This is a genomic window from Pseudomonas sp. zfem005 (genome assembly GCF_032621735.1).
GTDB classification, from domain to species: domain Bacteria; phylum Pseudomonadota; class Gammaproteobacteria; order Pseudomonadales; family Pseudomonadaceae; genus Metapseudomonas; species Metapseudomonas solani.
Map to the genome: position 1 here is coordinate 131,877 of NZ_JAVYJE010000005.1, position 22,244 is coordinate 154,120.

At 68.1% G+C, this 22,244-nt stretch carries 19 protein-coding genes and 2 pseudogenes; 8 read left to right on the forward strand and 13 right to left on the reverse strand.

Annotated features, from left to right (window positions below; translation table 11 throughout):
• The first annotated feature begins 123 nt into the window (after positions 1-123).
• Positions 124-780 carry a DUF2848 family protein gene (locus RTW82_RS12855; RefSeq protein WP_021217264.1) on the forward strand — a complete coding sequence of 219 codons (657 nt, stop codon included), beginning with the start codon at positions 124-126 and terminating at the stop codon, positions 778-780.
• 5 nt (positions 781-785) lie between these two features.
• On the opposite strand, the gene RTW82_RS12860 is transcribed toward RTW82_RS12855, so the two are convergent.
• Positions 786-1,631: an EamA family transporter gene (locus RTW82_RS12860; protein ID WP_021217263.1), complete on the reverse strand. Its 846-nt coding sequence runs from the start codon at positions 1,629-1,631 to the stop codon at positions 786-788.
• Between the two features lie 152 nt (positions 1,632-1,783).
• Entirely contained in the window at positions 1,784-2,770 is a 987-nt protein-coding gene (locus RTW82_RS12865; RefSeq protein ID WP_316925307.1) for a cyclase family protein, read from the reverse strand.
• Positions 2,771-2,870: 100 nt separating this feature from the next.
• On the opposite strand from RTW82_RS12865, the gene RTW82_RS12870 reads away from it, so the two are divergent.
• Positions 2,871-3,755: a LysR family transcriptional regulator gene (locus tag RTW82_RS12870; RefSeq protein WP_316925308.1), complete on the forward strand. Its 885-nt coding sequence runs from the start codon at positions 2,871-2,873 to the stop codon at positions 3,753-3,755.
• 384 nt (positions 3,756-4,139) lie between these two features.
• Complete coding sequence (locus RTW82_RS12875) at positions 4,140-4,493, forward strand: winged helix-turn-helix transcriptional regulator (protein ID WP_263404633.1); 354 nt, start codon at positions 4,140-4,142, stop codon at positions 4,491-4,493.
• A gap of 424 nt (positions 4,494-4,917) precedes the next feature.
• Here RTW82_RS12875 and RTW82_RS32150 read toward each other — a convergent pair whose 3' ends face one another.
• The 4 genes and pseudogenes from RTW82_RS32150 to RTW82_RS12890 all read right to left on the reverse strand — a co-directional run bounded on the left by RTW82_RS32150 (position 4,918) and on the right by RTW82_RS12890 (position 10,232).
• The gene (locus RTW82_RS32150; protein WP_410478798.1) at positions 4,918-5,682 is read right to left on the reverse strand and encodes a methyl-accepting chemotaxis protein; all 765 of its coding nucleotides are present in this window, start codon (positions 5,680-5,682) and stop codon (positions 4,918-4,920) included.
• A 93-nt stretch (positions 5,683-5,775) separates the two neighbouring features.
• Positions 5,776-6,810: pseudogene (locus RTW82_RS32155) on the reverse strand (cache domain-containing protein); the annotation flags it as partial.
• A gap of 401 nt (positions 6,811-7,211) precedes the next feature.
• Positions 7,212-8,345 carry an alanine dehydrogenase gene (ald, locus tag RTW82_RS12885; RefSeq protein WP_021217258.1) on the reverse strand — a complete coding sequence of 378 codons (1,134 nt, stop codon included), beginning with the start codon at positions 8,343-8,345 and terminating at the stop codon, positions 7,212-7,214.
• Between the two features lie 465 nt (positions 8,346-8,810).
• A complete protein-coding gene (locus RTW82_RS12890; protein ID WP_263404636.1) occupies positions 8,811-10,232 on the reverse strand; it encodes a mechanosensitive ion channel domain-containing protein in 1,422 nt (473 codons plus the stop codon).
• Positions 10,233-10,621: 389 nt separating this feature from the next.
• Here RTW82_RS12890 and RTW82_RS12895 point away from each other — a divergent pair, with 389 nt between their 5' ends.
• The 5 genes from RTW82_RS12895 to RTW82_RS12915 all read left to right on the forward strand — a co-directional run bounded on the left by RTW82_RS12895 (position 10,622) and on the right by RTW82_RS12915 (position 15,517).
• On the forward strand, positions 10,622-11,188 hold the full coding sequence (locus tag RTW82_RS12895; protein ID WP_021217256.1) for an antibiotic biosynthesis monooxygenase: 567 nt from the start codon (positions 10,622-10,624) through the stop codon (positions 11,186-11,188).
• Between the two features lie 153 nt (positions 11,189-11,341).
• Positions 11,342-13,180, forward strand: a complete 1,839-nt coding sequence (locus RTW82_RS12900; protein WP_316925501.1) for an amidohydrolase — start codon at positions 11,342-11,344, stop codon at positions 13,178-13,180.
• Positions 13,181-13,243: 63 nt separating this feature from the next.
• Entirely contained in the window at positions 13,244-13,861 is a 618-nt protein-coding gene (ycaC, locus tag RTW82_RS12905) for an isochorismate family cysteine hydrolase YcaC (RefSeq protein ID WP_316925310.1), read from the forward strand.
• 125 nt (positions 13,862-13,986) lie between these two features.
• Positions 13,987-14,823, forward strand: coding sequence for an AraC family transcriptional regulator (locus RTW82_RS12910; protein WP_316925311.1), 837 nt, complete (start codon positions 13,987-13,989; stop codon positions 14,821-14,823).
• 94 nt (positions 14,824-14,917) lie between these two features.
• Entirely contained in the window at positions 14,918-15,517 is a 600-nt protein-coding gene (locus tag RTW82_RS12915; protein ID WP_316925312.1) for a LysE family translocator, read from the forward strand.
• Between the two features lie 723 nt (positions 15,518-16,240).
• Here RTW82_RS12915 and RTW82_RS12920 read toward each other — a convergent pair.
• From RTW82_RS12920 to RTW82_RS32165, 7 genes and pseudogenes are all read right to left on the reverse strand, one after another.
• Entirely contained in the window at positions 16,241-16,762 is a 522-nt protein-coding gene (locus RTW82_RS12920) for a cytochrome C (protein ID WP_316925313.1), read from the reverse strand.
• Positions 16,763-16,776: 14 nt separating this feature from the next.
• Positions 16,777-17,298 (reverse strand): methylamine dehydrogenase light chain, encoded by a 522-nt coding sequence (locus RTW82_RS12925; protein ID WP_316925314.1) that lies wholly within the window; start codon positions 17,296-17,298, stop codon positions 16,777-16,779.
• 15 nt (positions 17,299-17,313) lie between these two features.
• Positions 17,314-17,931: a methylamine dehydrogenase accessory protein MauD gene (gene mauD / locus RTW82_RS12930; RefSeq protein WP_021217249.1), complete on the reverse strand. Its 618-nt coding sequence runs from the start codon at positions 17,929-17,931 to the stop codon at positions 17,314-17,316.
• 3 nt (positions 17,932-17,934) lie between these two features.
• Positions 17,935-18,474, reverse strand: coding sequence for a MauE/DoxX family redox-associated membrane protein (locus RTW82_RS12935; RefSeq protein ID WP_316925315.1), 540 nt, complete (start codon positions 18,472-18,474; stop codon positions 17,935-17,937).
• Positions 18,475-18,484: 10 nt separating this feature from the next.
• The gene (locus RTW82_RS12940; RefSeq protein ID WP_316925316.1) at positions 18,485-19,630 is read right to left on the reverse strand and encodes an amine dehydrogenase large subunit; all 1,146 of its coding nucleotides are present in this window, start codon (positions 19,628-19,630) and stop codon (positions 18,485-18,487) included.
• Positions 19,631-20,061: 431 nt separating this feature from the next.
• Positions 20,062-20,892, reverse strand: coding sequence for a methyl-accepting chemotaxis protein (locus tag RTW82_RS32160; RefSeq protein ID WP_410478799.1), 831 nt, complete (start codon positions 20,890-20,892; stop codon positions 20,062-20,064).
• Positions 20,893-20,916: 24 nt separating this feature from the next.
• Positions 20,917-22,206: pseudogene (locus RTW82_RS32165) on the reverse strand (HAMP domain-containing protein); the annotation flags it as partial.
• Between the last annotated feature and the right edge of the window lie 38 nt (positions 22,207-22,244).

The window sequence follows — 22,244 nt, forward strand, 5'->3', positions numbered from 1 at the left end:
GCAACGTCCCGCCCCCTAGCATCTGAGCTTCATCGCTTCCCGCCCGGCTGGATCGCACCCCTGACGATTCGGCATCACCCCGCGCGGGAAACACCGCATCACCGCAATCGACAGGAGTTAGCCATGACACTGCACTTCACCGTGGCCGGTGGGGAGTCCCTCGCGTTCGACGTGCGCAGCCTGGTGGTCGCCGGCTGGACCGGGCGCGATGCCGACCAGGCCAGCGCCCAGGCCCGTACCCTGAGTGCACCGCCGCCGCAGGAGTTGCCCCGCTTCTTCGAGCTGTCTGCCGACCTGCTGAGCACCGATGAGGACTTCCAGGTGCCGGGCAACGACTCTTCCGCCGAGGTGGAGTGCGTACTGTTCTCCACCGGCACCGCGCTCTACGTCGGCATTGGCTCCGACCATGCGGACCGCCGCGTGGAGGGCTACGACGTAGCCGTCTCCCGCCAGCTCTGCCTCAAGCCGGTGGGGCGCGAGCTGTGGCGCTTCCACGAGGTGGCGGGGCATTGGGACCAGTTGCTGCTGCGCTGCTGGCGCCATGTGGAGGGGCGGGACGAGCTGTCCCAGACCGGGCTGGTGGCGACGCTGCTGGACCCCCGCGAGCTCATCGCCCGGCGCACCGGCGATGCCAGCCTGCCGGCCGGCACGGCGATGTTCTGCGGCACCTTGCCCTTCATCGGCGAACCGCTGCCGGGGGAAGGGTTCAGCGTCGAGCTGCACGACCCCGTCCTGGGGCGCAGCCTGCGTCACAGCTACCGGGTCAAGCCCCTCGCCTGAGGGGCTCAGCCCAGCTTCATCACCACCACGCCGAGGGCGATCACCGCGCACGCCAGCAAGCGGATCGGCTTCATGGGCTCCTTGAGGAACAACCAGCCGATCAGCAACGCGAACACCACGCTGGTCTCGCGCAAGGCAGAGACCAGCGCCACCGGCGCCCGCGTCATCGCCCAGATGACGATGCTGTAGGCCAGCAGCGACATGGCGCCGCCCGCCAGGCCGCTCTTCCAGTACGGGCCCAGTTGCAGGAATACGCGCGGCCCGCGCTGCACCGCGATCACCCCGGCCATCACCCAGCCATTCACCGCGAACAGCCAGGCGGCGTAGGACAGCGCATCGCCGTTGCTGCGTGCGCCCACCGCGTCGGAGAGGGTGTAGCCGGCGATGAAGGCTGCGGTCATCAGCGAGCAGAACAGCATCGAGCGATTGATCCCGCCCCCGGCACGCCCGCCGCGCCAGGCCATCAGCCAGATGCCGGTGACCAGGGTCAGCAGGCCGGCCAGTTCGGCGTGGCCGAGCCCGTCGTGGAGGAAGGCCAGGGACAGCAGCGCCACCATCAGCGGCGAGCTGCCCCGGGAAATGGGGTAGACCTGCCCGAGGTCGCCGTACTGATAGGCGCGGGCGAGGAAGTGGTTGTAGCCGATGTGCAGCACGGCGGAGAGGATGATCCAGGGCCAGGCGGCGGCCACCGGGAAGGCCACGAAGGGCAGGGCGCAGAGGGAGACCAGGCCGGCGGCCATCTGGATCAGGGTGGCGGTGAGCAGGCGGTCGAGGCCGATCTTCAGCAGCGCGTTCCAGCCCGCATGCAGGGCGGCCGCCGCCATTACCACCAGAAAGACCGAGGTTTCCACGCGCGAGGTTCCTTGTACCGACGGAGCGACGGCGCCCACGAGGGGCGCCGCGAAGGAGGCGCGATAGTGACACAGCCCAACGGCCGCTGTGAAACCGCCGCACCTCGCGCTTCCGTAGCCCGGGCTTCAGCCCGGGAAGCTCGCCGAGAGCCTCAGTTGATCGGCAACGCCACCGGGCGGATCGGCGCGGCGTCGGCACCGCGGAACTTCAGCGAGGCGCCGATGAAGGCGAACTCGTAGACCTTGTCCCGCGAGAGGCCTTCCAGGTCCACCAGCTCCATGATGGGCGCGCCCTGCTGGGCCAGCAGGTAGGTGTGCACCGGGATGTAGTTCTCCGGCACCTCGGTGGGGAAGGTCTCGAAGCTCAGGTTGTCCGCGCCTACCACCATGGCGCCGCCTTCCTCGATGAGGAACTTCGCTGCGTCCAGGCTCAGGCCCGGCGGGTTGGTCATGTAGCGCTGGGCGTTCTCGTAGTCGCGCATGCGCCCGGTGCGGATCAGCACCACATCGCCTTTCTCCAGGCGCACGCCCTGCTTGTTCAGGGCCTGGCGCAGGTCCAGGCGGGTGACGCGGTAGCTGTCCGGCAGCATCTCCACGCCCTTGGCGGCGGGCACGTCGATCAGCACGCCACGGGCGACGATGGGGGGCAGCTTCTCGGCGCCGGTCACGTTCCAGCCCCGGTCGCCCAGGTGGTCGGCGGCGGCATAGCCGTTCCAGATCTTGCCCTCCAGGCCGAAGTGGTTGAGCGCGTCGATATGGGTGCCCATGTGGGCGTACATGGACACTGCCGAACCGGTGTAGCTGACGTGGCGGTTCATCGCCTCGCCCACGCCCATCGGGTCGGCCAGCAGATTGCCGTGGGGCGTGTGGGTCATCCACATCTGGTAGGGCGGGTCGCCGGCGGCCTGCCAGCTGGGCATGCCGATGAAGTACTCCACGGCCAGGTCATAAGCCTTGCCGCCGGCGAGGCGGCCGAGGATGGCGGCGCGGGATTCGGGGGTGATCAGGTTGAGGCGGCCGATCTCGTCCTTTTCGCCCCAAGGGCTCTTGCCGACTTCCTCGGCGGCGAGGGCGCCCTGGGCCAGGGCCAGCAGCAGGGGCAGGGCAGCGAGGCGGGAAAGGGGGCGGGGCAGGTGCATGGCGGAACTCCTGGGTGGTGATGAGTGCCGTGATGGTATTTGTTGAGCCTGGCGAGATAATCTGCGCATCCGCTGAAAGACATTCAACCAAAGGGAAAATATGGACCTGCTCGTTGCCATGCGCACCTTCCGCCGCGTCGTCGAGCTCGACGGCTTCAGCAAGGCCGCCCTCGACCTGGGCCAGTCCACCGCGGCGGTGAGCAAGCAGGTGCGCCAGCTGGAGGCGCGCCTGGGCAACCTGTTGCTGCTGCGCACCACGCGGCGCATGAGCCTCACCGACACCGGGCGTGCCTACTTCGCCGAATGCTGCCGCCTGCTGGACGAGCTGGAGACCCTGGAAAGCGCCACCGCCCAGGGTGCGGGCGAGGTCAGCGGGCGCCTGCGGGTGAATGCGCCGCTGTCGTTCAGCCTCAAGGTGCTGTCGCCGCTGCTGGCGGAGTTCATGGCGCTCTACCCGCAGCTGAACGTGGAGCTGACCCTCGACGACCACCTGCTGGACCCGGTCTCCGAAGGCTTCGACGTCTCCTTGCGCATCCGTTCCAGCCTGGCCGACTCCACGCTGATCGCCCGGCGCCTGGGGGAGGTGGAGCAGGTGATCTGCGCCTCCCCGGGCTACCTCGCGGCGCGGGGCACGCCGCAGCGGCTCGAAGACCTCTGCAGCCACGACTGCCTCGCCTACCGCCTGGCCGACAGCCCCGGCGGCTGGCGCCTGGACGGCCCCAAGGGGCGCGGCGTCGAGCTGCGCACGCGGCTCTCGGTGGACAACAGCCTGATGCTCGGCGACCTGCTGGTGGCCGGTGCCGGCATCGGTGCGCTGCCGTCCTTCATCGCCGCACCGCTCCTGGCCAGCGGCCAGCTGCAGCAGGTGCTGCCGCAACAGCAACTTGCCCGACGCAGCATCTACGCCCTCTACGCCAGCAACCGCCACCTGCAGCAGAAGGTGCGGGTGTTCGTCGACTTCCTGGCGGAGCGGCTGGAGGGATGAAGCCCCTTCACAGGCGGGCGCCGCAGCTCGTCTGTTAAGCCGTAGGTCGGGTGCAGCCCGACGCTGTGGCCGATCAACTACGCGGGTTTCACCCGCCCTACGGAGCGCGGTGTCGTCGGGGCCTTGATCGCGAATAAATGCGCTCCCACTGCCGGCATCAGGCATCACCCGCCTACCACCCGAAATGTAAGTACTGGTGTTTTTGTGCGTGCGACTTGATCGAGGTCAGGGTGGGCCTTCGCCGCTGAGTGCCCAATAGAGAGGATTTCAGAAGACTCTTTCGGAGGAATCAGAAGATGTCCTCAGATACCCACCCAGTGCCGCATCCGGGCGCGCTTGACGTCCGCAGCACAGTAAACGGCCTCGAAGCAGGATGCTGAGCCTATGAGCAGTTACGAGAAACACGGCAATCCGGGCCTGGATGCCGTCATGAAGGTGATCGGCGGCAAATGGAAGGCGCAGATCCTCTACAGCCTCGGCGACCAGACACGTCGCTTCGGTGAGCTGCGCCGGCAGATCGGCGGCATCAGCGAGAAGATGCTGGTGCTGCAGCTGCGCGAGCTGGAGCTGGAAGGCCTGGTGCTGCGCCGCGACTACCAGCAGGTGCCGCCCCGGGTGGAATACCGCATCACCCCGCTGGGCGCCTCGCTGGTGGACGCACTCAAGGTGCTCGACGACTGGGGCCAGCGTCACGGCGGGCAGATCGGCCTGCCGCCCCGGGTGATGGAGGACGAGTAGCGGCACGCGGGCTTCACCCGCCCTACGGGATTGGGCATCGCATGTAGGTCGGGCGCAACCCGACACGCTTGCCGGAAACGCGGGCTTCACCCACCCCACGGAGCTTTGCCGGGCGTAGGGTGGAGGTCGCTTTTTACCTCCACCAGCGGTGCCGCGCCGTGCTGCGAATGGTGGACGGGTGAAGCGTCGTCCACCCGAACCGTCACTCCCAGTCAGCACAGACGCATCCCGGGATGTGGAGGTCGTTTTTTACCTCCACCAGGCGAGGTTGCAGGACTGCACCGACGGTACTGCCGGCTACTCCCATCGCGAATGAATTCCCACAGGTTGAGCGTCGGATGTAGGTCGGGTGCAACCCGACGTGGTTACCCCTGAATGCAAACGGCCCCGCATGTGCGGGGCCGTTGTTCATCCGTCGTCTGCGTCAGATGCGGAAGCTGCCTACCAGGTGCTTCAGGCGTTCGGCCTGTTGCTCCAGGTCGGCGCAGGCGCGCAGGGTGGCCTGGAGGTTTTCCACGCCTTCCTGGTTGAGGGTGTTGATCTCGGTGATGTCCATGTTCAGGGCTTCGACCACCGAGGTTTGCTCCTCGGTGGCGGTGGCCACGGACTGGTTCATGCCGTCGATCTCGCCGATGCGCTGGGTCACGCTGGAGAGGCGCTCGCCGGCCAGGTTGGCGATTTCCACGCTCTGCTGGCTGTAGCGCTGGCTCTCGGTCATGGTGCCCACCGCTTCACGGGAGCCGACCTGCAGCTCTTCGATCATCTTGTGGATTTCCTGCGCCGACTCCTGGGTGCGGTGGGCCAGGTTGCGCACCTCGTCGGCGACCACGGCGAAGCCACGACCGGCTTCACCGGCGCGGGCCGCTTCGATGGCGGCGTTGAGCGCCAGCAGGTTGGTCTGCTCGGAGATGCCTTTGATCACGTCGAGGATCTGGCCGATGTTCACCGTCTTACCGGCCAGGGTTTCGATCTGGGTGCTGGAGGCACTGATCTTGGTGGACAGCTCGTGCATGGCGGTCAGCGTCTTGCCCACCACCTGCTTGCCTTCCTCGGCCAGTTCGCGGGCGTCGGAGGCCTGGTGCGAGGCATCGGCGGCGTTGCGGGCGATCTCCTGGGCAGCGGCGCCCAGTTCGTTGATCGCGGCGGCGACGCTGTTGGTGCGCTGGGCCTGCTCGTCGGAGTTGTGCATCGAGGAGTTGGAGGCGTTGACCACCAGCTTGGCCACTTCGTTGACCTGGATGGTGGCCGAGGACACCTCGCGGATCGACGCGTGGATACGCGACACGAAGCGGTTGAAGGCCTGGGCCAGCTCGCCGAACTCGTCCTGGGAGTGCACGTCCAGGCGGCGGGTCAGGTCGCCTTCGCCCTCGGCGATGTCACCCATGGCGCGGCCCATCACCAGCAGCGGCTGCATCAGCACGCGGATCAGCATGCCCAGCAGGAAGAAGGTCACGACCACCGCGATGAGGGTGGCGATGATGGCCGAGGTGCGGAACTCGCCGAGCATGGAGAAGGCAGCGTCCTGGTCCAGCACCAGGGCGATGTACCAGTCGGTGGACGGCACGCCCTCGATGGGGGTGAAGGAGATGAACTGGGTGCGGCCGTCCACGTCGATCTCGGAAACGCCCGGGCGGATCACCGGGGCGGCGCCGGGGTAGAGGTCGCTGAGGTTCTTGAGGATGTACTGGTTCTGCGGGTGCAGCAGTACCTTGCCTTGGGCGCTGACCAGGAAGGCGTGGCCGTTGCCCTTGAAGTTCAGCGAGTTGATCAGGCGGGTGATGCTGTCCAGGTCCATGTCGGCACCGGCGACGCCGACGAAGCGGCCATCGACGCGCACCGGGGTGGCGATGGTGATCACCAGCTTGCCCGAGGAAGCGGCGATGTAGGGCTCGGTGAGAATGGTGCCCTGGGCGGCGCTGGCAGCCTTGTACCAGCCACGCTGGCGCGGGTCGTAGTCGGACGGGCGATTGCCGGCCGGCACCGAGAACATCAGGCCGTCTTCACCGCCGAAGTAGCTGAGCTGGAAGCGCTGGCCATACACCGGCAGGCCGATGGAGCGGGCCAGTTGTTCCTTCTCGGTGCCATTGGCAGCGACCTGCTGCCCGAGGGAATCGAGCAGCTGGATGCGGCCTTCGAGCCAGTTCTTGATGTTGCTGGTGGTGAGGGCGCCGAGGTCCTGCAGGGAGTTGTGCACGTCGGTGCGCAGGGTCTGGCGCTGGCGGTAATCGTTGAACAGCACGAAGCAGGCGAAGGCGGTGATCATCACCAGGGACGCTGCCAGGAGGATCTTGTGGCTGAACTTCAGGTTTTTGGGCATCGCAAGGGTATCCACGTGTTCTGGCAGCGGGTGTGCCTGTTATCGACAGCCGGGTTTTGCCAGGCTGCGGGATAGTCGTTACAGCGCGGAGTACGGGGTCGCCGTCTGGCCGCGAACACAGCCAGGGCCGGGCCGACGCACGAAGCGGGCCTTGGCTGGACGCTGTGAGGGTTCCGCAGGACGCGGAGAAGGGTCCGGGCGCCGTGGCGCTAAGGGACATGAGCCCGGGTTGCGGGCGTTGTATCTGCGGGCATTCCATCGCCGATCGGCCCGACACGGGAACGCATGGCGCCGGGTGGCGCGCATGATGTCATTTTGGTTGTGACGGGTGAATCCCCCTCGGTCATATTTACAGCGCAACGCGGACGGATGGGTGCAACCGGGTGCTACCCGTCCGCGGCCTAGGCGTGCTTCGCCAGGTCCTTCAGCAGCTCCGCCGGCGCCGTCCAGGGCAGGTTGTGGGCTTCGGCGACGCCGGCAATGGCCAGGCGGCCATGGGCGACGTTGAGGCCGTTGCGCAGGTGCGCGTCGTCCGCCAGGGCCTTGTACGTGCCCTTGTTGGCCAGGGCGATGACGAAGGGCAGGGTGGCGTTGTTCAGCGCCAGGGTCGCGGTGCGTGCCACGGCACCGGGCATGTTGGCCACGCAGTAGTGCACCACGCCGTCGACCTTGTAGGTGGGCGCCGCGTGGGTGGTGGCGTGGGAGGTTTCCGCGCAGCCGCCCTGGTCGATGGCGACATCCACCAGCACCGCGCCTTCGGCCATCAGTGCCACCATCTCGGCGGTGATCAGTTTCGGCGCGGCGGCACCGGGCACCAGTACGCCGCCTATCACCAGGTCGGCGCCCAGCACCTGCTCGCGCAGGGCCGCGTGGGTGGAACAGAGGGTGACGATGCGGTTGCCGTAGAGGGTGTCCAGGCGGCGCAGGGCATCGACGCTGCGGTCCAGCACGGTAACGTCGGCACCCATCCCCACGGCCATGGCCACCGCGTGGCTGCCGACCACCCCGGCGCCCAGCACCACCACCTTGCCCGGGGCCACCCCGGGCACGCCGCCGAGCAGCACGCCGCGCCCGCCACGAGCCTTCTCCAGGCAGCTGGCGCCGGCCTGGATGGACATGCGCCCGGCCACTTCGGACATCGGCGCCAGCAGGGGCAGGCGGCCGAGGTGGTCGGTGACCGTCTCATAGGCGATACAGGTGGCGCCCGAGGCCATCAGTTCCTCGGTCTGCGGCCGGTCGGGGGCCAGGTGCAGGTAGGTGAACAGCGTCTGGTCCGAGCGCAGCCGCGAACGTTCGGTGGCCAGGGGCTCCTTGACCTTCACCAGCAACTGCGCGGTGTAGAAGAGCTCGTCGGCGCTGGCGGCGATATGCGCGCCGGCCTCCTGGTAATCGGCGTCGCTGAAACCGATACCGGCACCGGCGTGGGTCTCGATCCACACCTCGTGGCCGAGCCGGTGCAGCTCCGCGACCGATTGCGGGGTCAGCCCCACACGGTATTCGTGGTTCTTGATCTCCCTGGGCACGCCGATTCGCATGGCCATCTCCTCCAGGCGGGAAGGGTTCCTGTCTGGAGTGTAGAAAAGCTTGGCTAATTCGTAGGATGGGTAGAGCTACGCGAAACCCATCAATTTGCACGGCGGGCGCGAATCCATAGGTGATTCGCGGCGCCGACAGGGGCAGAACGTAGGGCGGGTGAAACCCGCGTGGCCGGTATTCGTGTTGCGATTTGCGGGGCGTCCTGCAACTTCGCCTGATGGGTTTCGCTGTGCTCTACCCATCCTACGGGCGACGTGGGCATTTCGCGGTTCAGCTTGTAGCCCGGGCTTCAGCCCGGGAATGCCAGGCATCCGCTCTACGGCTTGCGCAACCACTGCAGAACGTAGGGCGGGTGAAACCCGCGTGGCCGGTATTCGTGTTGCGATTTGCAGGGCGTCCTGCAACTTCGCCTGATGGGTTTCGCTGTGCTCTACCCATCCTACGGGCGACGTGCAGCGCCCGGTCTACGGCTTGCGCAACCACTGCAGGAAGCCACCCTTGCGCAGGGCGGTGGGCTTTTGCAGCAGCAGGGAGTGGCTGGCCTGCTCGCGGAAGGCATGCAGGCGGTTGAGCGCGGTGCGGATTTCGCTGCGCTGCTCCAGGCAGGTGCGGATGTTGTCGCGGTCGATGCGGTACAGGCGGCAGGAGGTGAGGGCTGTGAAGCGGGCCCGGGAGGGCGTGTCATCGATGATGCCTTCCTCGCCCATGATCTCGCCCGGGCCCATGCGCCCGGCCTCGACCCAGGCGTCGCCGTCGGGCACCGCCGCCGAGACCACGCCGGTGCCGATCACCAGCAGGTGCTCGGCCACCTCGCCGACGTTGAGCACCACCTGGCCGGCCAGGTAGTCGCGGGCCTCCATGGCCTGGGCGATCAGGTCCTTCTCCTCGTTGCCCAGGGCACGGAAGATCTTCACCTCGTCCAGCAGCAGGCGCTGGCGCGGCTGGGGCAGGGCGTCGGCGTTCCACACCACGCCGCTGGCCTCCAGGTGGCGGTGGGCGAGGTCGAACATCAGGTTGCGCACTTCCACCTTGCTGGTCTTCGGGCCGATGAAGCCGCTGGCCTCGTAGACATTGACCGAGGCGCCGGCGCTCTTGATCGAGACTTTCGGTGCAGGGGAACTGAGCAGCGCGCTGCAGCCCTGCAGGGTCTTCTCCAGGGCATCCAGCACCCGTCGCGGGCGCACGCTGGCCGGCACTTCCAGGCTGATGGCGACCCCGTGGGCGTCGTTGGGGCGGCTGCTGTTGATGATCTTCGCCTTGGCCGCCACCGAGTTGGGGATCACCGCCGTGCTGCCCTGGCCGGTGAGCAGGTGGGTGGCGCGCCAGTCGATCTCGATGACCTTGCCCTCGGTGCCGTCGATGGAGATCCAGTCATCCAGCTGATAGGGCTTGGTGGTGTTGAGGATGATCCCGGAGAACACGTCCGCCATGGTGCTTTGCAACGCCAGGCCGACGATGATCGCCATGGCGCCGGAGGTGGCCAGCAGGCCCTTGACCGGCAGCTGCATCACATAGCCGGCGGCGGCGACTATGGCCACGAGGAAGATCACCGCGCCCATCACGTCCTGCAGCAGGCGCCCGGTGTGGCCGTTGCGCGAGATCAGCAGCAGGCCCAGCACCACGGTGAGGGTGCGTGCGCAGTACAGCCACCAGACAATCTCCAGCACCGTGGCGGTCAGCGCCTGGGCGGTGTCGGCACCGGGCGGTGGCAGCAGCGGGCTGAGCCCGGCACCGATGATCAGCGCGCTGTAGGCGAGGAATAGCCCCAGGCGTGCCAGCACCCGCCAGGCCGGCGGATTGGCCGGCAGCAGGCGCCAGAGGACCAGGTCGATGAGCACCAGGGCGACGCCGAAGATCAGCGGGTAGTTCTGCAGCAGGTCGGGCATTCGCGGGGCCTCGGGGCGGTGGCGATGGCGGGGCGCGCAAGCATCTCGCTGGCACGCGCCCGGCGCAAGAGGGGCGATCACGGCGGTGCACTCTGGCCCAGCACGCGCCGCTCGAAAGCCCCTGGAGGTGCCGGAATAGACGCTTTGGTCATCACCAGCGCACATCGGCGCCAAGCCAGCACATGCATACAAGTAACCCCTGGCCCGGCGCGGCACCATGGTCGTCGATCAACGCTGCGGGACTCGCTGTTGGCACCTGCAATGGCTCGCCGGCGCCGGCCCATTCACAGGGCCCGTGTCGCGCTTCGGCGGGTACGGCGCAACCGCGCTGCTACGCTGAATTTCCCGGCGCCGGCCGCCGGCGCTCAACCCCTGGACAGGAGCTGGACATGCCCGATGAACTCACGCGGGAAGTCGTCACCCTGCTGGTACGCCACCGTATCCGCGCGGGCAGCGAGGCCGCTTACGAAGCCTGGCTGCGCCGCACCATCACCACTGCACGGGGCTACCCGGGCCACCTGGGCATCGACGTGATGCGCGGCCACGAGGCCGGCCTGGCGCTGTTCACCTGCGTGCTGCGCTTCGCCAGCACCGGGCAGCTGCAGGACTGGCTGGATTCCACCGAGCGCCGCGCGCTGATCGCCGAAGCCGAGCCGCTGCTGGCCGACGGTGACCGCATCGAGGTGCAGGACGAGCGCGAATTCTGGTTCACCCCGCAAGCACCGGATGCGCCCCAGCCGCCGCGCTGGAAGCAGGCCTGCGTCACCTTCCTGGTGATCCTGCCGCTGAGCCTGCTGGTGCCGCTGCTCTGGCAGCCGGCCTTCGCCCGCCTGCCCTGGCTGGGCAGCTACCTGGGCAGCAACCTGGTGATCACCGCCAGCATCGTGCTGCTGGTGGTGTACCTCTTCATGCCCCGCGCCACCCGGCTGTTCGCCGGCTGGCTCAACGCCCGCTGACCGGAGAACCCCATGGACAACGACGACACCAACCAGGGCCGCCGCAGCTTCCTCGCCAACAGCTCCCTGCTGGGTGCAGCGGGCGCGCTCTGGTCCGCCCTGCCTTTCGCCGGCATGCCCGGCGCCTCTTTCGCCGCCACTTCGGGAACCGACATGAAAGCCGACCTCATCCTCTTCAACGGCCGCCTGCACACGGTGGACCGCGACAACCCTAGCGCTACGGCCGTGGCCATCAAGGACGGCCGCTTCATCGCCGTCGGCAGCGATGCCGAGGCCATGGCCCTGCGCGGCGATGCCACCCGCGTCGTCGACCTGAAGAAGCGCAGCGTCATCCCCGGCCTCAACGACTCGCACCTGCACCTCATCCGTGGCGGCCTCAACTACAACCTGGAGCTGCGCTGGGAGGGCGTGCCGTCCCTGGCCGATGCCCTGCGCATGCTCAAGGACCAGGCCGACCGCACGCCCACGCCGCAATGGGTGCGCGTGGTCGGCGGCTGGAACGAATTCCAGTTCGCCGAGAAGCGCATGCCGACCATCGAGGAGCTGAACAAGGCCGCGCCGGATACCCCGGTGTTCGTGCTCCACCTCTACGACCGCGCGCTGCTCAACCGCGCCGCGCTCAAGGTGGTCGGCTACACCAAGGACACGCCCAACCCGCCGGGCGGCGAGATCGTCCGCGACAGCCGTGGCGAGCCCACCGGCATGCTGGTGGCCCGCCCCAACGCGATGATCCTCTACTCGACCCTGAGCAAGGGGCCGAAGCTGCCGCTGGACTACCAGGTCAACTCCACCCGCCAGTTCATGCGCGAGCTCAACCGCCTGGGCATCACCAGCGCCATCGACGCCGGCGGCGGCTACCAGAACTACCCCGAGGACTACCAGGTGATCGAGCAGCTGGCCAAGGCCGACCAGCTCACCGTGCGCATCGCCTACAACCTGTTCACCCAGAAGCCCAAGGAAGAGCTGGAAGACTTCAAGCGCTGGACCGGCTCGGTGAAATACGGCCAGGGCAACGACTTCCTGCGGCACAACGGCGCCGGCGAGATGCTGGTGTTCTCCGCCGCCGACTTCGAGGATTTCCTCGAACCGCGCCCGGACCTGCCGCAGACCATGGAGCAGGAGCTGGAGCCGGTGGTGCGTCACCTGGTGGAGCAGCGCTGGCCCTTCCGCCTGCACGCCACCTATGACGAATCCATCTCGCGCATGCTCGACGTGTTCGAGAAGATCAACCGCGACATCCCCTTCAACGGCCTGCCCTGGTTCTTCGACCACGCCGAGACCATCACGCCGAAGAACATCGAGCGCGTGCGCGCCCTGGGCGGCGGCATCGCCATCCAGGACCGCATGGCCTTCCAGGGCGAATACTTCGTCGAGCGCTACGGCTCCAAGGCCGCCGAGAAGACCCCGCCGATCCAGCGCATGCTCGCCGAGGGCGTGCCGGTGGGCGCCGGCACCGACGCCACCCGCGTGTCCAGCTACAACCCCTGGACCTCGCTCTACTGGCTGGTCAGCGGCCGCACCGTCGGCGGCCTGGAGCTGTACCCCCAGGGCCTGAGCCGCGCCACCGCGCTGGAGCTGTTCACCCACGGCAGCGCCTGGTTCTCCTCGGAGCAGGGCAAGAAGGGCCAGATCAAGGTGGGCCAGCTGGCTGACCTGGTGGCGCTCTCGGCGGACTTCTTCAGCGTCGAGGAAGAGGCCATCAAGTGGATCGAGTCCGTGCTCACGGTGGTGGACGGCAAGGTGGTGCACGCCGCCGCCGAGTTCGACGACCTGGCGCCGCCGACCGTGCCGGTGCTGCCGGACTGGTCGCCGGTGGCCAAGGTGCCCGGCCACTGGCGCCCCAGCGCGCCGCTGGTGGCCCAGGTGCACCAATGCGTCGGCCCGTGCGGCGTGCATGCCCACAGCCATGAGCGGGCGCGCCTTTCCAGCGTGCCGGTGAGCGACTTCCAGGGCTTCTGGGGCGCCTTCGGCTGCTCCTGTTTCGCCTTCTGACCACCCCGAATCCCTTCCGCCGGCCCACCAGGCCGGCGCCCAACCGAAGCAAGGAGCAATGCCATGGCTTACCGCTATAACCGCCTCGACAAGAACAACGCCGTCGTTCTGCTGGTCGACCACCAGGCCGGCCTGCTGTCGCTGGTGCGCGACTTCACCCCCGACGAGTTCAAGAACAACGTGCTGGCCCTGGCCGACATCGCCAAGTTCTTCAACCTGCCGACCATCCTCACCACCAGCTTCGAAAACGGCCCCAACGGCCCCATCGTGCCGGAGCTCAAGGCCCTGTTCCCGGATGCGCCCTACATCCCGCGCCCCGGCCAGATCAACGCCTGGGACAACGCCGACTTCGTCGACGCGGTGAAGGCCACCGGCCGCAAGCAGCTGATCATCGCCGGCGTGGTGACCGACGTCTGCGTGGCGTTCCCGACCCTGTCGGCGCTGGAGGAGGGCTTCGATGTGTTCGTCGTCACCGACGCCTCCGGCACCTTCAACCCGGTGGTGCGCGACGCTGCCCTCGACCGCATGAGCCAGGCCGGCGCCCAGCTGATGAACTGGTTCAGCGTCGGCTGCGAGCTGCACCGTGATTGGCGCAACGACATCGAAGGCTTCGGCGGCATCCTCGGCGGCCACCTGCCGGCCTACGCCAACCTGATCCAGAGCTACAGCCAGAAGTCCTGATCCACGGGCGGCCCCGCAAAGGGGCCGTTTCTGCACAAATCTTCCAGACGCGTTTTTCCGACGACGGATAATGGCCTTTCACCCGCGCCCGGTGCAGGCTTGCACCCTGGCCTTTGGAGAGCCCCTTGGAAAACCGCAACTGGATCGATCTCGCGCAGGACGGTGACACGGGCATCGAGACCATCCGCGCCCATTTCCAGGGCCACGCCTACGACCCCCATTGGCACGACAGCTACCTGGTGGGCGTCACCGAGCAGGGCGTGCAGCAGTTCAACTGCCGGCGCCGGCGCAACGTCAGCACACCGGGGCAGGTGTTCCTGCTGGAGCCGGGCGAGATCCACGACGGCCACGCGCCCACCGCAGACGGCTTCACCTATTCCATGCTCTACCTCGACCCGCACTGGGTGGCGCGCGAGATGCACGCGCTGTTCGAGGACGCGCCAGCCGGCTGCCAGCCGAGCTTCGCCGACACCCTGGCCCGCGACCCGACGCTGGCCCATGCCACCCTGCAGGCCTTCCACGCCCTGCATGGCAACGAGGTGCGCATGCTGCGCCAGGCCGCCATCGACCATCTGCTGGCGAAGATGACCGGGCACCTGCACTGGCGCCTGCGCCAGCAACAGGACCTACGCCTGCCCCAGGTGGCGCTGCGCGCGCGGGACTACCTGCACGCGCACCTGGACGAGGAGATCGGCCTGGACGACCTGGCCCGCGCCACCGGCGTCGACCGCTTCCGCCTCACCCGCGCCTTCAAGGCCGCCTTCGGCCTGGCGCCCCATGCCTACCTGATCCAGCTGCGCCTGGCCCGTGCCCGCACCCTGCTGGCCCGGGGCGACACGCCGGCGCAGGTCGCCAGCGCCCTCGGCTTCGCCGACCAGAGCCACCTCGGGCGCTGGTTCCGCCGTGCCTACCGGCTGACCCCGGCGGATTACCGCAAGCGCTGCTCAAAGCTTCCAGACTGAGTCGGGCACGGCGGTGACCATGGGGCTCGTCTTCACAGGAGCCCTTGCCGATGTCCGTTTCCCTTTCTCTTCACCCTCGTTGCGGGGGCTGACCATGGAACAGTTGCTGCCTTTCCTGCTGTTCGCCTTCGTCGCCTCCATCACCCCCGGGCCCACCAATATCCTGGTGCTCAGCAACGCCTCGCGCTTCGGCCTGGGCGCGGCGCTGCCCATCGTCCTCGGCGCCTGTTCCGCCGCCGCAGCCATCGTGCTGCTGGTGGGGCTGGGCCTGGGCGAGGTGCTGGCCAGCCACCCCATGCTGCAACAGGCCATGGCCTGGGCCGGCATCGCCTGGCTGAGCTGGCTGGCCTGGCAGATCTTCCGCAGCGAGGCGCGCTCGCTGGACGACCCGGCCGACCCCGGCACGCGCCTCGGCCTGGCCGGCGCCATCGGCCTGCAGCTGGTCAACCCCAAGGTGTGGATGATGGCCCTGGCGGTGGTCGGCGTATTCGCCGGGGAGGGTGCCGACAAGGCCGCGCGGGTGGTGACGCTGTCCCTGGCCTTCCTGCTGGTCTCCATCCCCTGCATGGGCGTCTGGGCACTGCTCGGCTTCGGCAGCGCCCGCCTGTGGCGCAGCGCCGCCGCGCAAAAGCGCTTCAACCAGGCCATGGCCCTGCTGCTCCTGGCCTCCGCCTGGCTCAGCCTGTTGGTCTAGCGCGCATTGTCGGGTACGCCGGCACGATGCCCCACATGGCACCTGTAGGGGCGAATTCATTCGCCCATCGGCCTCGCCGCGGGCTTTCCCTGTGGGAGCGGCTTCAGCCGCGAAAGACTCACCGCCGGCACTTGGCTTCGAATGGCCGGATGATCCATCGCGAATGAATTCGCTCCCACGAGGCGTGGCATGCGTGTGGGCTGGAAGGTCGCTTGGTGGATGAAAAGAGCGCCATCCACCCTACACAACGGTCGGCCCGGCGTCGTAGGTTGGCGCCGAGCGCAGCGAGGCCCAACACAGCGATGTCCGGCCTCGCTGCGGGCTTTCCCTGTGGGAGCGGCTTCAGCCGCGAAAGACTCCCCGCCGGCACTTGGCTTCGAATGGCCGGATGATCCATCGCGAATGAATTCGCTCCCACGAGGCGTGGCATGCGTGCGGGCTGGAAGGTCGCTTGGTGGATGAAAAGAGCGCCATCCACCCTACGCCCCGGTCGGCTCCGTCGATCAGGCAGGGCATGTAGGTTGGCGCCGAGCGCAGCGAGGCCCAACGCAACGATGTCCGGCCTCGCTGCGGGCTTTCCTTGTGGGAGCGGCTTCAGCCGCGAAAGACTCACCGCCGGCACCTGGCTGCGAGTGGGCAGGCACTCCATCGGCTCCCACAATGGGCCATCGCAGCCCAATAAAAAGCCCGCCATGAAGGCGGGCTCGAAAGGGGGCAGGGCGCTCAGTAGTCCATGCCGTCCTCGATGGGGATGCCCTGTTCGCGCATCCGCTCGATCAGCTCGGCGCGGGTGCCGGGCAGGTTGAGCATGCTGACCTTGCGCAGGCGGCTGACTTCCTCGGTGCTGTAGGGCTCGTAGCGGGCGGGCATGCTCTTGCCGGCCATGCCGTCTTCGCGCATCAGCCAGTTGAGCAGGTCGGCCAGTTGCGCGTCGTTGAGCGCGGACTGGGACATGCCCGGCACGCGCACGAGGAACTCGCGACCACCCTTGACCTTGAGGAAGTTGCCGACGAAGCCCTTCATCCGTGGCGTGTCGTTGGCCTTGGAGCCGGTGCCGTCGCCCAGGTGGCAGCCGGCGCATTGCAGCTGGTAGTTCACCGGGGTGCTGTAGCCCGCCTGGGAGATGGGCTTCTGCTCGGCCTCGTTGCCGGGCGCGGCCCGCTGGTGCGGGTCGGGAATCGCCCGGGCGAAAGCCGGCGGGGCTGCCATGGCGCAGGCCAGCGTGACGATGAACAGTGCTCGCATGACAACCCCTCCGTTCATATCGCCACGCCGCGGATCACCGAGATGGTGCAGTGGTAGATGTGCGACTTGGCGGCCAGGCACCAGTTCACGTCGTTGTTGTTGAAGGGACGGTAGGCCGGCTCCTCGCTGTCGTTGCGGGTACAGGCGCACTGGGCGCAGCTGTGCTTACCGCAGCAGTCGTTGTAGGAAATGATGTAGTCCTTGCCGTCCGCCGGGTTGCGGCAGGTGCCGATCCAGGTCACCTGGGACACCTCGGTGCCCGGCGGGCAGGAGGTGACGGTGCCGCCGCAGCAGCTGCACAGGAAACCGTCGATGGAGCAGTAGCGCCAGTAGTCGCAGCTGGTGGGGTCGCCCGGGTCGCCGGCCTGGGGCGCCTCGGCGGCCAGGGCCTTGGCGGTGCGGTCGATGGGCAGCAGCACCGGCAGCGCGGCACCGGCCACCATCAGCGAGCTGAAGCGGGCCAGCAGCTTGCGCCGCGAGGTGGTGTCGGCAACGTGCCGGGCGGAGCGTTCGAACAGGAGATCGAGCAGTTTCATGGAAGTCTCCCTTCCTTATTGTTGTGCGGAGTGCGAGTGGCCATGGGCATGGCCAGCGTGCAGGTACTGCTGCAGGGTCGCGCTGCCCAGGTGCTCGGTCTCGAACAGGCTGTCCAGGTGTTCGCGGGAATTGACCAGGCCCTTGGCGCGCAGGGTGCCGGCCTTGTCGATCAGCGCGGCGTAGGGAAGCTTGCCGATCTGGTAGGTCATGCCCACTTCCGGGCCGACCACGTAGGTGGCGTCTTCCAGCTTGAACTCGCGGATCAGCGCGGCCTGGGCATCCATGTCGCCATCGCTGACGTAGATCACCTCCAGGCGGTCGGCCTGTTCCTTGGCGATGGAGCGGATGGCCGGCAGCAGCGATTTGCAGATGGGGCAGGTGGGCGAGAGGAAGAACAGCAGCTGGCTCTTCTCGCCGGCGTAGCCGAAGTTCACCGGACGGCCGCTGCGGTCGGCGGCGGTCACCTTGGGTGCGGCGTCACCGACGGCGACGCCCTTGTCCATCATCAGCGCGCCGGCCGGGGCCAGGCGGGCATGGAGCACGCCGATCTGGCGCACCAGGCCCATCACGGCGAAGGCCAGGGCGAGCAGCAGGCACCAGAGCAGGATGTTGGAAACGATCAGGCCTTCCATATTTCACCTTCCAATGAGTTTGAGCAGACGGGGGCTGTTGGCCAGCAGGCCATCGGCCGCGGCATAGATGAGCAGGGCGACGGCGGCCGCGGCGATCACCACGAAGCCGTCGAAGGCGCCCAGTTCACGGGCGCCGGGGGTGAGGGTGGCGACCAGCGCCAGGGCCACCAGCACCGCGTTGCGCAGCAGCAACTGCGGGCGGATGGGCTGGGACTGGTCCGGGCCGGAGCAGCCGCAATCGATGTCGCGACGGCCGCGCCACAGGTTCAGGCCGATGGCGCCGGCATAGGCGGCCAGCAGCAGGGCCGCGCCGAGGGCGGCGACGCTGCGGCTGGCGGGCACCAGCAGGGCGAAGGCCAGGGCCACCTCCAGCAGCGGCAGCAGCCGGGCGAAGGGCTTGAGCAGCACCTTCGGCAACAGCTGGTAGGCCTCCACCTGGTCGCGGAACCGGGCCGGCGCGCGCAACTTGTGGGTCGCGGCGCTGGCCAGGATCACCGCGACGGCGAGGGCGCTGGCGATGACGAAGATCGGGTCGCTGTACATGGCGGACCTCCTAGTGGCTGAGGATCTGGATCGGCGTCTTGGCGATCTTTTCCATGGTGCCGGTGTGCTTGCCGCTGGCCAGGTCGAAGATTTCCAGGCCGCCGGTGATGTTGGTGCCCAACAGCAACGGCTTGTCGTCGTTGGTGGCGGCCAGGCTCCAGATCGGGTTGGGCGCTTCCAGGGTGGCGACCTTCTTGCCGGTCTTCAGGTCGTAGACCCAGACGAAGGGGCTCGGGTCTTCCCATTTCATCGGCTCGTGGGCGTCGTGCATCAGCACGTACAGGCGGTTGAGCTTGGGTGCCACGGCCAGCAGCTGCCAGCCACCCGGTGCCCAGCCGGCCTTGCGCTCGGCCTCGGTGGTCAGCGACCAGGGCTCGAGGAATTTCGGCTTGTCGCCGGAAACGTCCACGCCGCGCACGGTGCCGGTGGTGGTGGTGAAGTAGTAGGTGTCGCCCAGGGCGATGCCGCGCTCCACCAGCTTCTCGGCGTTGGGGTCGAAGAAGGCGGTCTGGGTGCGTGCCACTTCCTTGCCGTTGTCGTCGAGCTTGATCACCTGCAGCTTGCCGTCGCCGCACAGCGAGGCGAAGGCGCGCTTGCCCACCGGGTAGTTGAGCACGCAACCGGGGATGGCGATCTCGGCGGTCACCGCCTTGGCCTGGGTGTCGACCACGGTGACCGAGGTGGACGGGGTGAAGTTGTAGACGTAGACGAAGCGGTCGTCGCTGCTGGTGCCCAGGGAGTAGCGCTGGGTGAGCATCTCGGCGCGCTTGGTGGGGATCAGCACTTCCCAGGACGGCGACAGGGTGGAGGTGTCCCAGGCGGTCAGCACATCGGTGCGGGTGCCACGGGTGCCGCGCGAATAGAACAGGTCGGCGGTGTACAGGCGCTTGCCGTCACGGCTCAGGGTCGAGGGCGCGGCGAAGCCTGTGCTGACCATGCCGAGCATCTTCTTCTTCTCCGGGTCCACCACCGTCACGCGTCCGGCGACGAAGTTCTCGAACTCGACGTCGACGATGTAGGCGCGGTGCGGCTCCGGCGGGAAGGGCAAGGTCACCTGGCCGATGGTGTCGGCGGGAAGGTCCGCATGGGCGTTCAGCCCCGCCAGCGACAAGCCGAGGCTCAGCGCTGAGTGGACGAGGATCCTGTTTATTCGCATTAGGGGGGCTCCCTGAATTATTGGTCTGGCGGATCGCGGTGCGTTGGCAGATTTCTGCAGTCCCAGTCTGCCTCGTGGCTGCGCCAGGGAAATTGCTCTGTCTGCCAACCCGTTGTCTGCCTGTGCCAGCCATTGTGCCGCCGTGCCAGGGGCTTGCGTACAGGCACAGCGGGCAGGGGAAAGTGTAGTGCCGGTCACGCGGGTTTCACCCGCCTTGCGGGGTTGTGCAGGACGGTGTGAAACCGATGCACTGGCTTCACCGGGGTACGCCGCATCGCGAATGAATTCGCTCCCACGAAAAGCCTGTAGGTCGGGTGCAACCCGACGGCGTGGTTGCCGAACACGCGGGTTTCACCCGCCCTACGGGGTGGTGCCGGGTGCGGGGTGGAGGTCGTTTCTTACCTCCACCAGGTCGGGTGCAACCCGATGGCTCAGAGGCGGAAGCTGCCCACCAGTTGCCGCAGGCGTTCGGCCTGTTGCTCCAGGTCGGAGCAGGCGCGCAGGGTGCTCTGGAGGTTTTCCACGCCTTGCTGGTTGAGGGTGTTGATCTCGGTGATGTCCATGTTCAGGGCTTCGACCACGGCGGTCTGTTCCTCGGTGGCGGTGGCCACGGACTGGTTCATGCCGTCGATCTCGCCGATGCGCCGGGTGACGCCGGAGAGGCTGTCGCCGGCGCGCTGGGCGATCTCCACGCTCTGCTGGCTGTAGCGCTGGCTCTCGGTCATGGTGCCCACCGCCTCGCGGGCGCCGGCTTGCAGCTCTTCGATCATGCGCTGGATTTCCTGCGCCGACACCTGGGTGCGGTGGGCGAGGCTGCGCACCTCGTCGGCGACCACGGCGAAGCCACGGCCCGCCTCGCCGGCACGGGCGGCCTCGATGGCGGCGTTGAGCGCCAGCAGGTTGGTCTGCTCGGAGATGCCCTTGATCACGTCGAGGATCTGGCCGATGTCCACCGTCTTGCCGCTGAGGCTTTCGATGTTGCCGCAGGAGGCCTGGATACGGGTCGAGAGCGCGTTCATCGCCTCCAAGGTCTTGCCCACCACCTGGCGGCCGTCCTCGCTCTGCAGCCGGGCGTCGGAGGCCTGCTGCGAGGCGTCGGCGGCGTTGCGGGCGATCTCCTGGGCGGCCGCGCCCAACTGGTTGATGGCCGCTGCCACGCTGCTGGTGCGCTGGGCCTGTTCGTCGGAGTTGCGCAGCGAGGCGTTGGAGCTGTGCAGCACCTGGCGGGCCACTTCGTTGACCTGCCCGGTGGCCGAGGCCACCTCGCCCAGGGAGGCGTGGATGCGTTCGACGAAGCGGTTGAAGGCGGTGGCGAGCTTGCCCAGTTCATCACGGGAGTGCACGGCCAGGCGCCGGGTGAGGTCGCCTTCGCCCTCGGCGATGTCTTCCAGCATGCGCGTCAGGCTCTGCAGCGGGCGGGTGATGCGGAAGGCGGCGAACCAGATCAGCAGCACGCCGAGCAGGGCGGCGCCGCTGCCGAGGCTGAACTCCAGCGCGGAGCTGGCCAGGCGCTCGGCATCGAGTTCCTTCTGCAGGGCTTCGGCCGGGGCCAGCAGAACCTGCTGCGGCACGTCCACCAGCACGCCCCAGGGCGCGGCGCCGGTGATCGGCGGCAGCGGCTCCAGTACGCGGATGCGCTCGGCGTCCGCCTGGGTGATGGGCTGCCCCTGGCGCAGGGTGGCGAGCAGCGGCTCGGCACCGTTGGGCAGCACCTGGTCGAGGCGCTTGCCCAGTTGCGCGGCATCGGCGCTGTGCCCGGCGACCACGCCGCCCTGGCTGATGATGCTGACCCGGCCGGCGCCGTCGAACAGCTCGCGGCTGCTGTCCAGGCTGCTCTGCTGCAGGGCATCGAGGCTGATGTCGAGGCCGACCACGGCGATCAGTTTGCCGTCCTCGATCAGCGGGAAGGCGATGCTGGTGACCAGCCGGCGGGTGCCCGAGGCCTCGTCGAAGTAGGGCTCCAGCACGCACGCGCGGCGGCTGTCGCGGGGGCAGGTGTAGAAGGCGTTGTAGGGGCTGCCGCTGGGGCCGGGGGAGGTGTCGGTGAGGATCTGCTCCGGGCCCACCACCGGTTGCAGCTCGCCCGGCTTGCCCTGCACCCAGTACAGGGAGAAGCGCCCGGCGTCGTTGCCGAAGGCCTGGTCCTGGCCGACGAACTGACTGTCGGCGCCGTCCAGCGCGTCGCGCTCGAAGATGACGAAAAGCCCGAGCAGGTCGGGCTTGGCGAGGAGGCTGGTGCGCATCTGCTCGGCGACGCGCTGGCGCAATTCGGCGGCCGGCAGTTCACCGCTGGCGCCCCGCGCCCGCAGGTAGAGGAGAAAGCGCGACAGGCCCTGGCCGTACTCGTAGGTCTGCAGGAAGGTGCGCTGGAGTTGCAGGGCCTGGACGCGGGCCTGGGCCTGCATGTGGGCTTCGGCGGCGCTGGCCAGCATGCGGCCGCTGGAGGCCTTGACGCGTTCGGTGCTAAGCCGGGTCTGGTACAGCGAAAGCCCCACCAGCAACGCCACTACCAGGATCAGGCAGGCGCTGGCGAGCAGGGTGATCCGGCTCTGGATGCTCAGGGAAGGTGTACGCATGGCGTGCTCGGGGGAAGGGCGGCGGGAGGCCCGCCGCC

Bases quoted from the DNA above. Each gene is read 5' to 3' on its own strand.
- RTW82_RS12920 (WP_316925313.1), bottom strand. From the start codon at position 16,762: ATGCGAGCACTGTTCATCGTCACGCTGGCCTGCGCCATGGCAGCCCCG.
- ycaC (WP_316925310.1), top strand. From the start codon at position 13,244: ATGGCTTACCGCTATAACCGCCTCGACAAGAACAACGCCGTCGTTCTG.
- RTW82_RS12890 (WP_263404636.1), bottom strand. From the start codon at position 10,232: ATGCCCGACCTGCTGCAGAACTACCCGCTGATCTTCGGCGTCGCCCTG.
- RTW82_RS12865 (WP_316925307.1), bottom strand. From the start codon at position 2,770: ATGCACCTGCCCCGCCCCCTTTCCCGCCTCGCTGCCCTGCCCCTGCTG.
- RTW82_RS12895 (WP_021217256.1), top strand. From the start codon at position 10,622: ATGCCCGATGAACTCACGCGGGAAGTCGTCACCCTGCTGGTACGCCAC.
- RTW82_RS12900 (WP_316925501.1), top strand. From the start codon at position 11,342: ATGAAAGCCGACCTCATCCTCTTCAACGGCCGCCTGCACACGGTGGAC.
- RTW82_RS12935 (WP_316925315.1), bottom strand. From the start codon at position 18,474: ATGTACAGCGACCCGATCTTCGTCATCGCCAGCGCCCTCGCCGTCGCG.
- ald (WP_021217258.1), bottom strand. From the start codon at position 8,345: ATGCGAATCGGCGTGCCCAGGGAGATCAAGAACCACGAATACCGTGTG.
- mauD (WP_021217249.1), bottom strand. From the start codon at position 17,931: ATGGAAGGCCTGATCGTTTCCAACATCCTGCTCTGGTGCCTGCTGCTC.
- RTW82_RS12870 (WP_316925308.1), top strand. From the start codon at position 2,871: ATGGACCTGCTCGTTGCCATGCGCACCTTCCGCCGCGTCGTCGAGCTC.
- RTW82_RS32150 (WP_410478798.1), bottom strand. From the start codon at position 5,682: ATGCACAACTCCGACGAGCAGGCCCAGCGCACCAACAGCGTCGCCGCC.
- RTW82_RS12915 (WP_316925312.1), top strand. From the start codon at position 14,918: ATGGAACAGTTGCTGCCTTTCCTGCTGTTCGCCTTCGTCGCCTCCATC.
- RTW82_RS12940 (WP_316925316.1), bottom strand. From the start codon at position 19,630: ATGCGAATAAACAGGATCCTCGTCCACTCAGCGCTGAGCCTCGGCTTG.
- RTW82_RS12875 (WP_263404633.1), top strand. From the start codon at position 4,140: ATGAGCAGTTACGAGAAACACGGCAATCCGGGCCTGGATGCCGTCATG.
- RTW82_RS12855 (WP_021217264.1), top strand. From the start codon at position 124: ATGACACTGCACTTCACCGTGGCCGGTGGGGAGTCCCTCGCGTTCGAC.
- RTW82_RS12925 (WP_316925314.1), bottom strand. From the start codon at position 17,298: ATGAAACTGCTCGATCTCCTGTTCGAACGCTCCGCCCGGCACGTTGCC.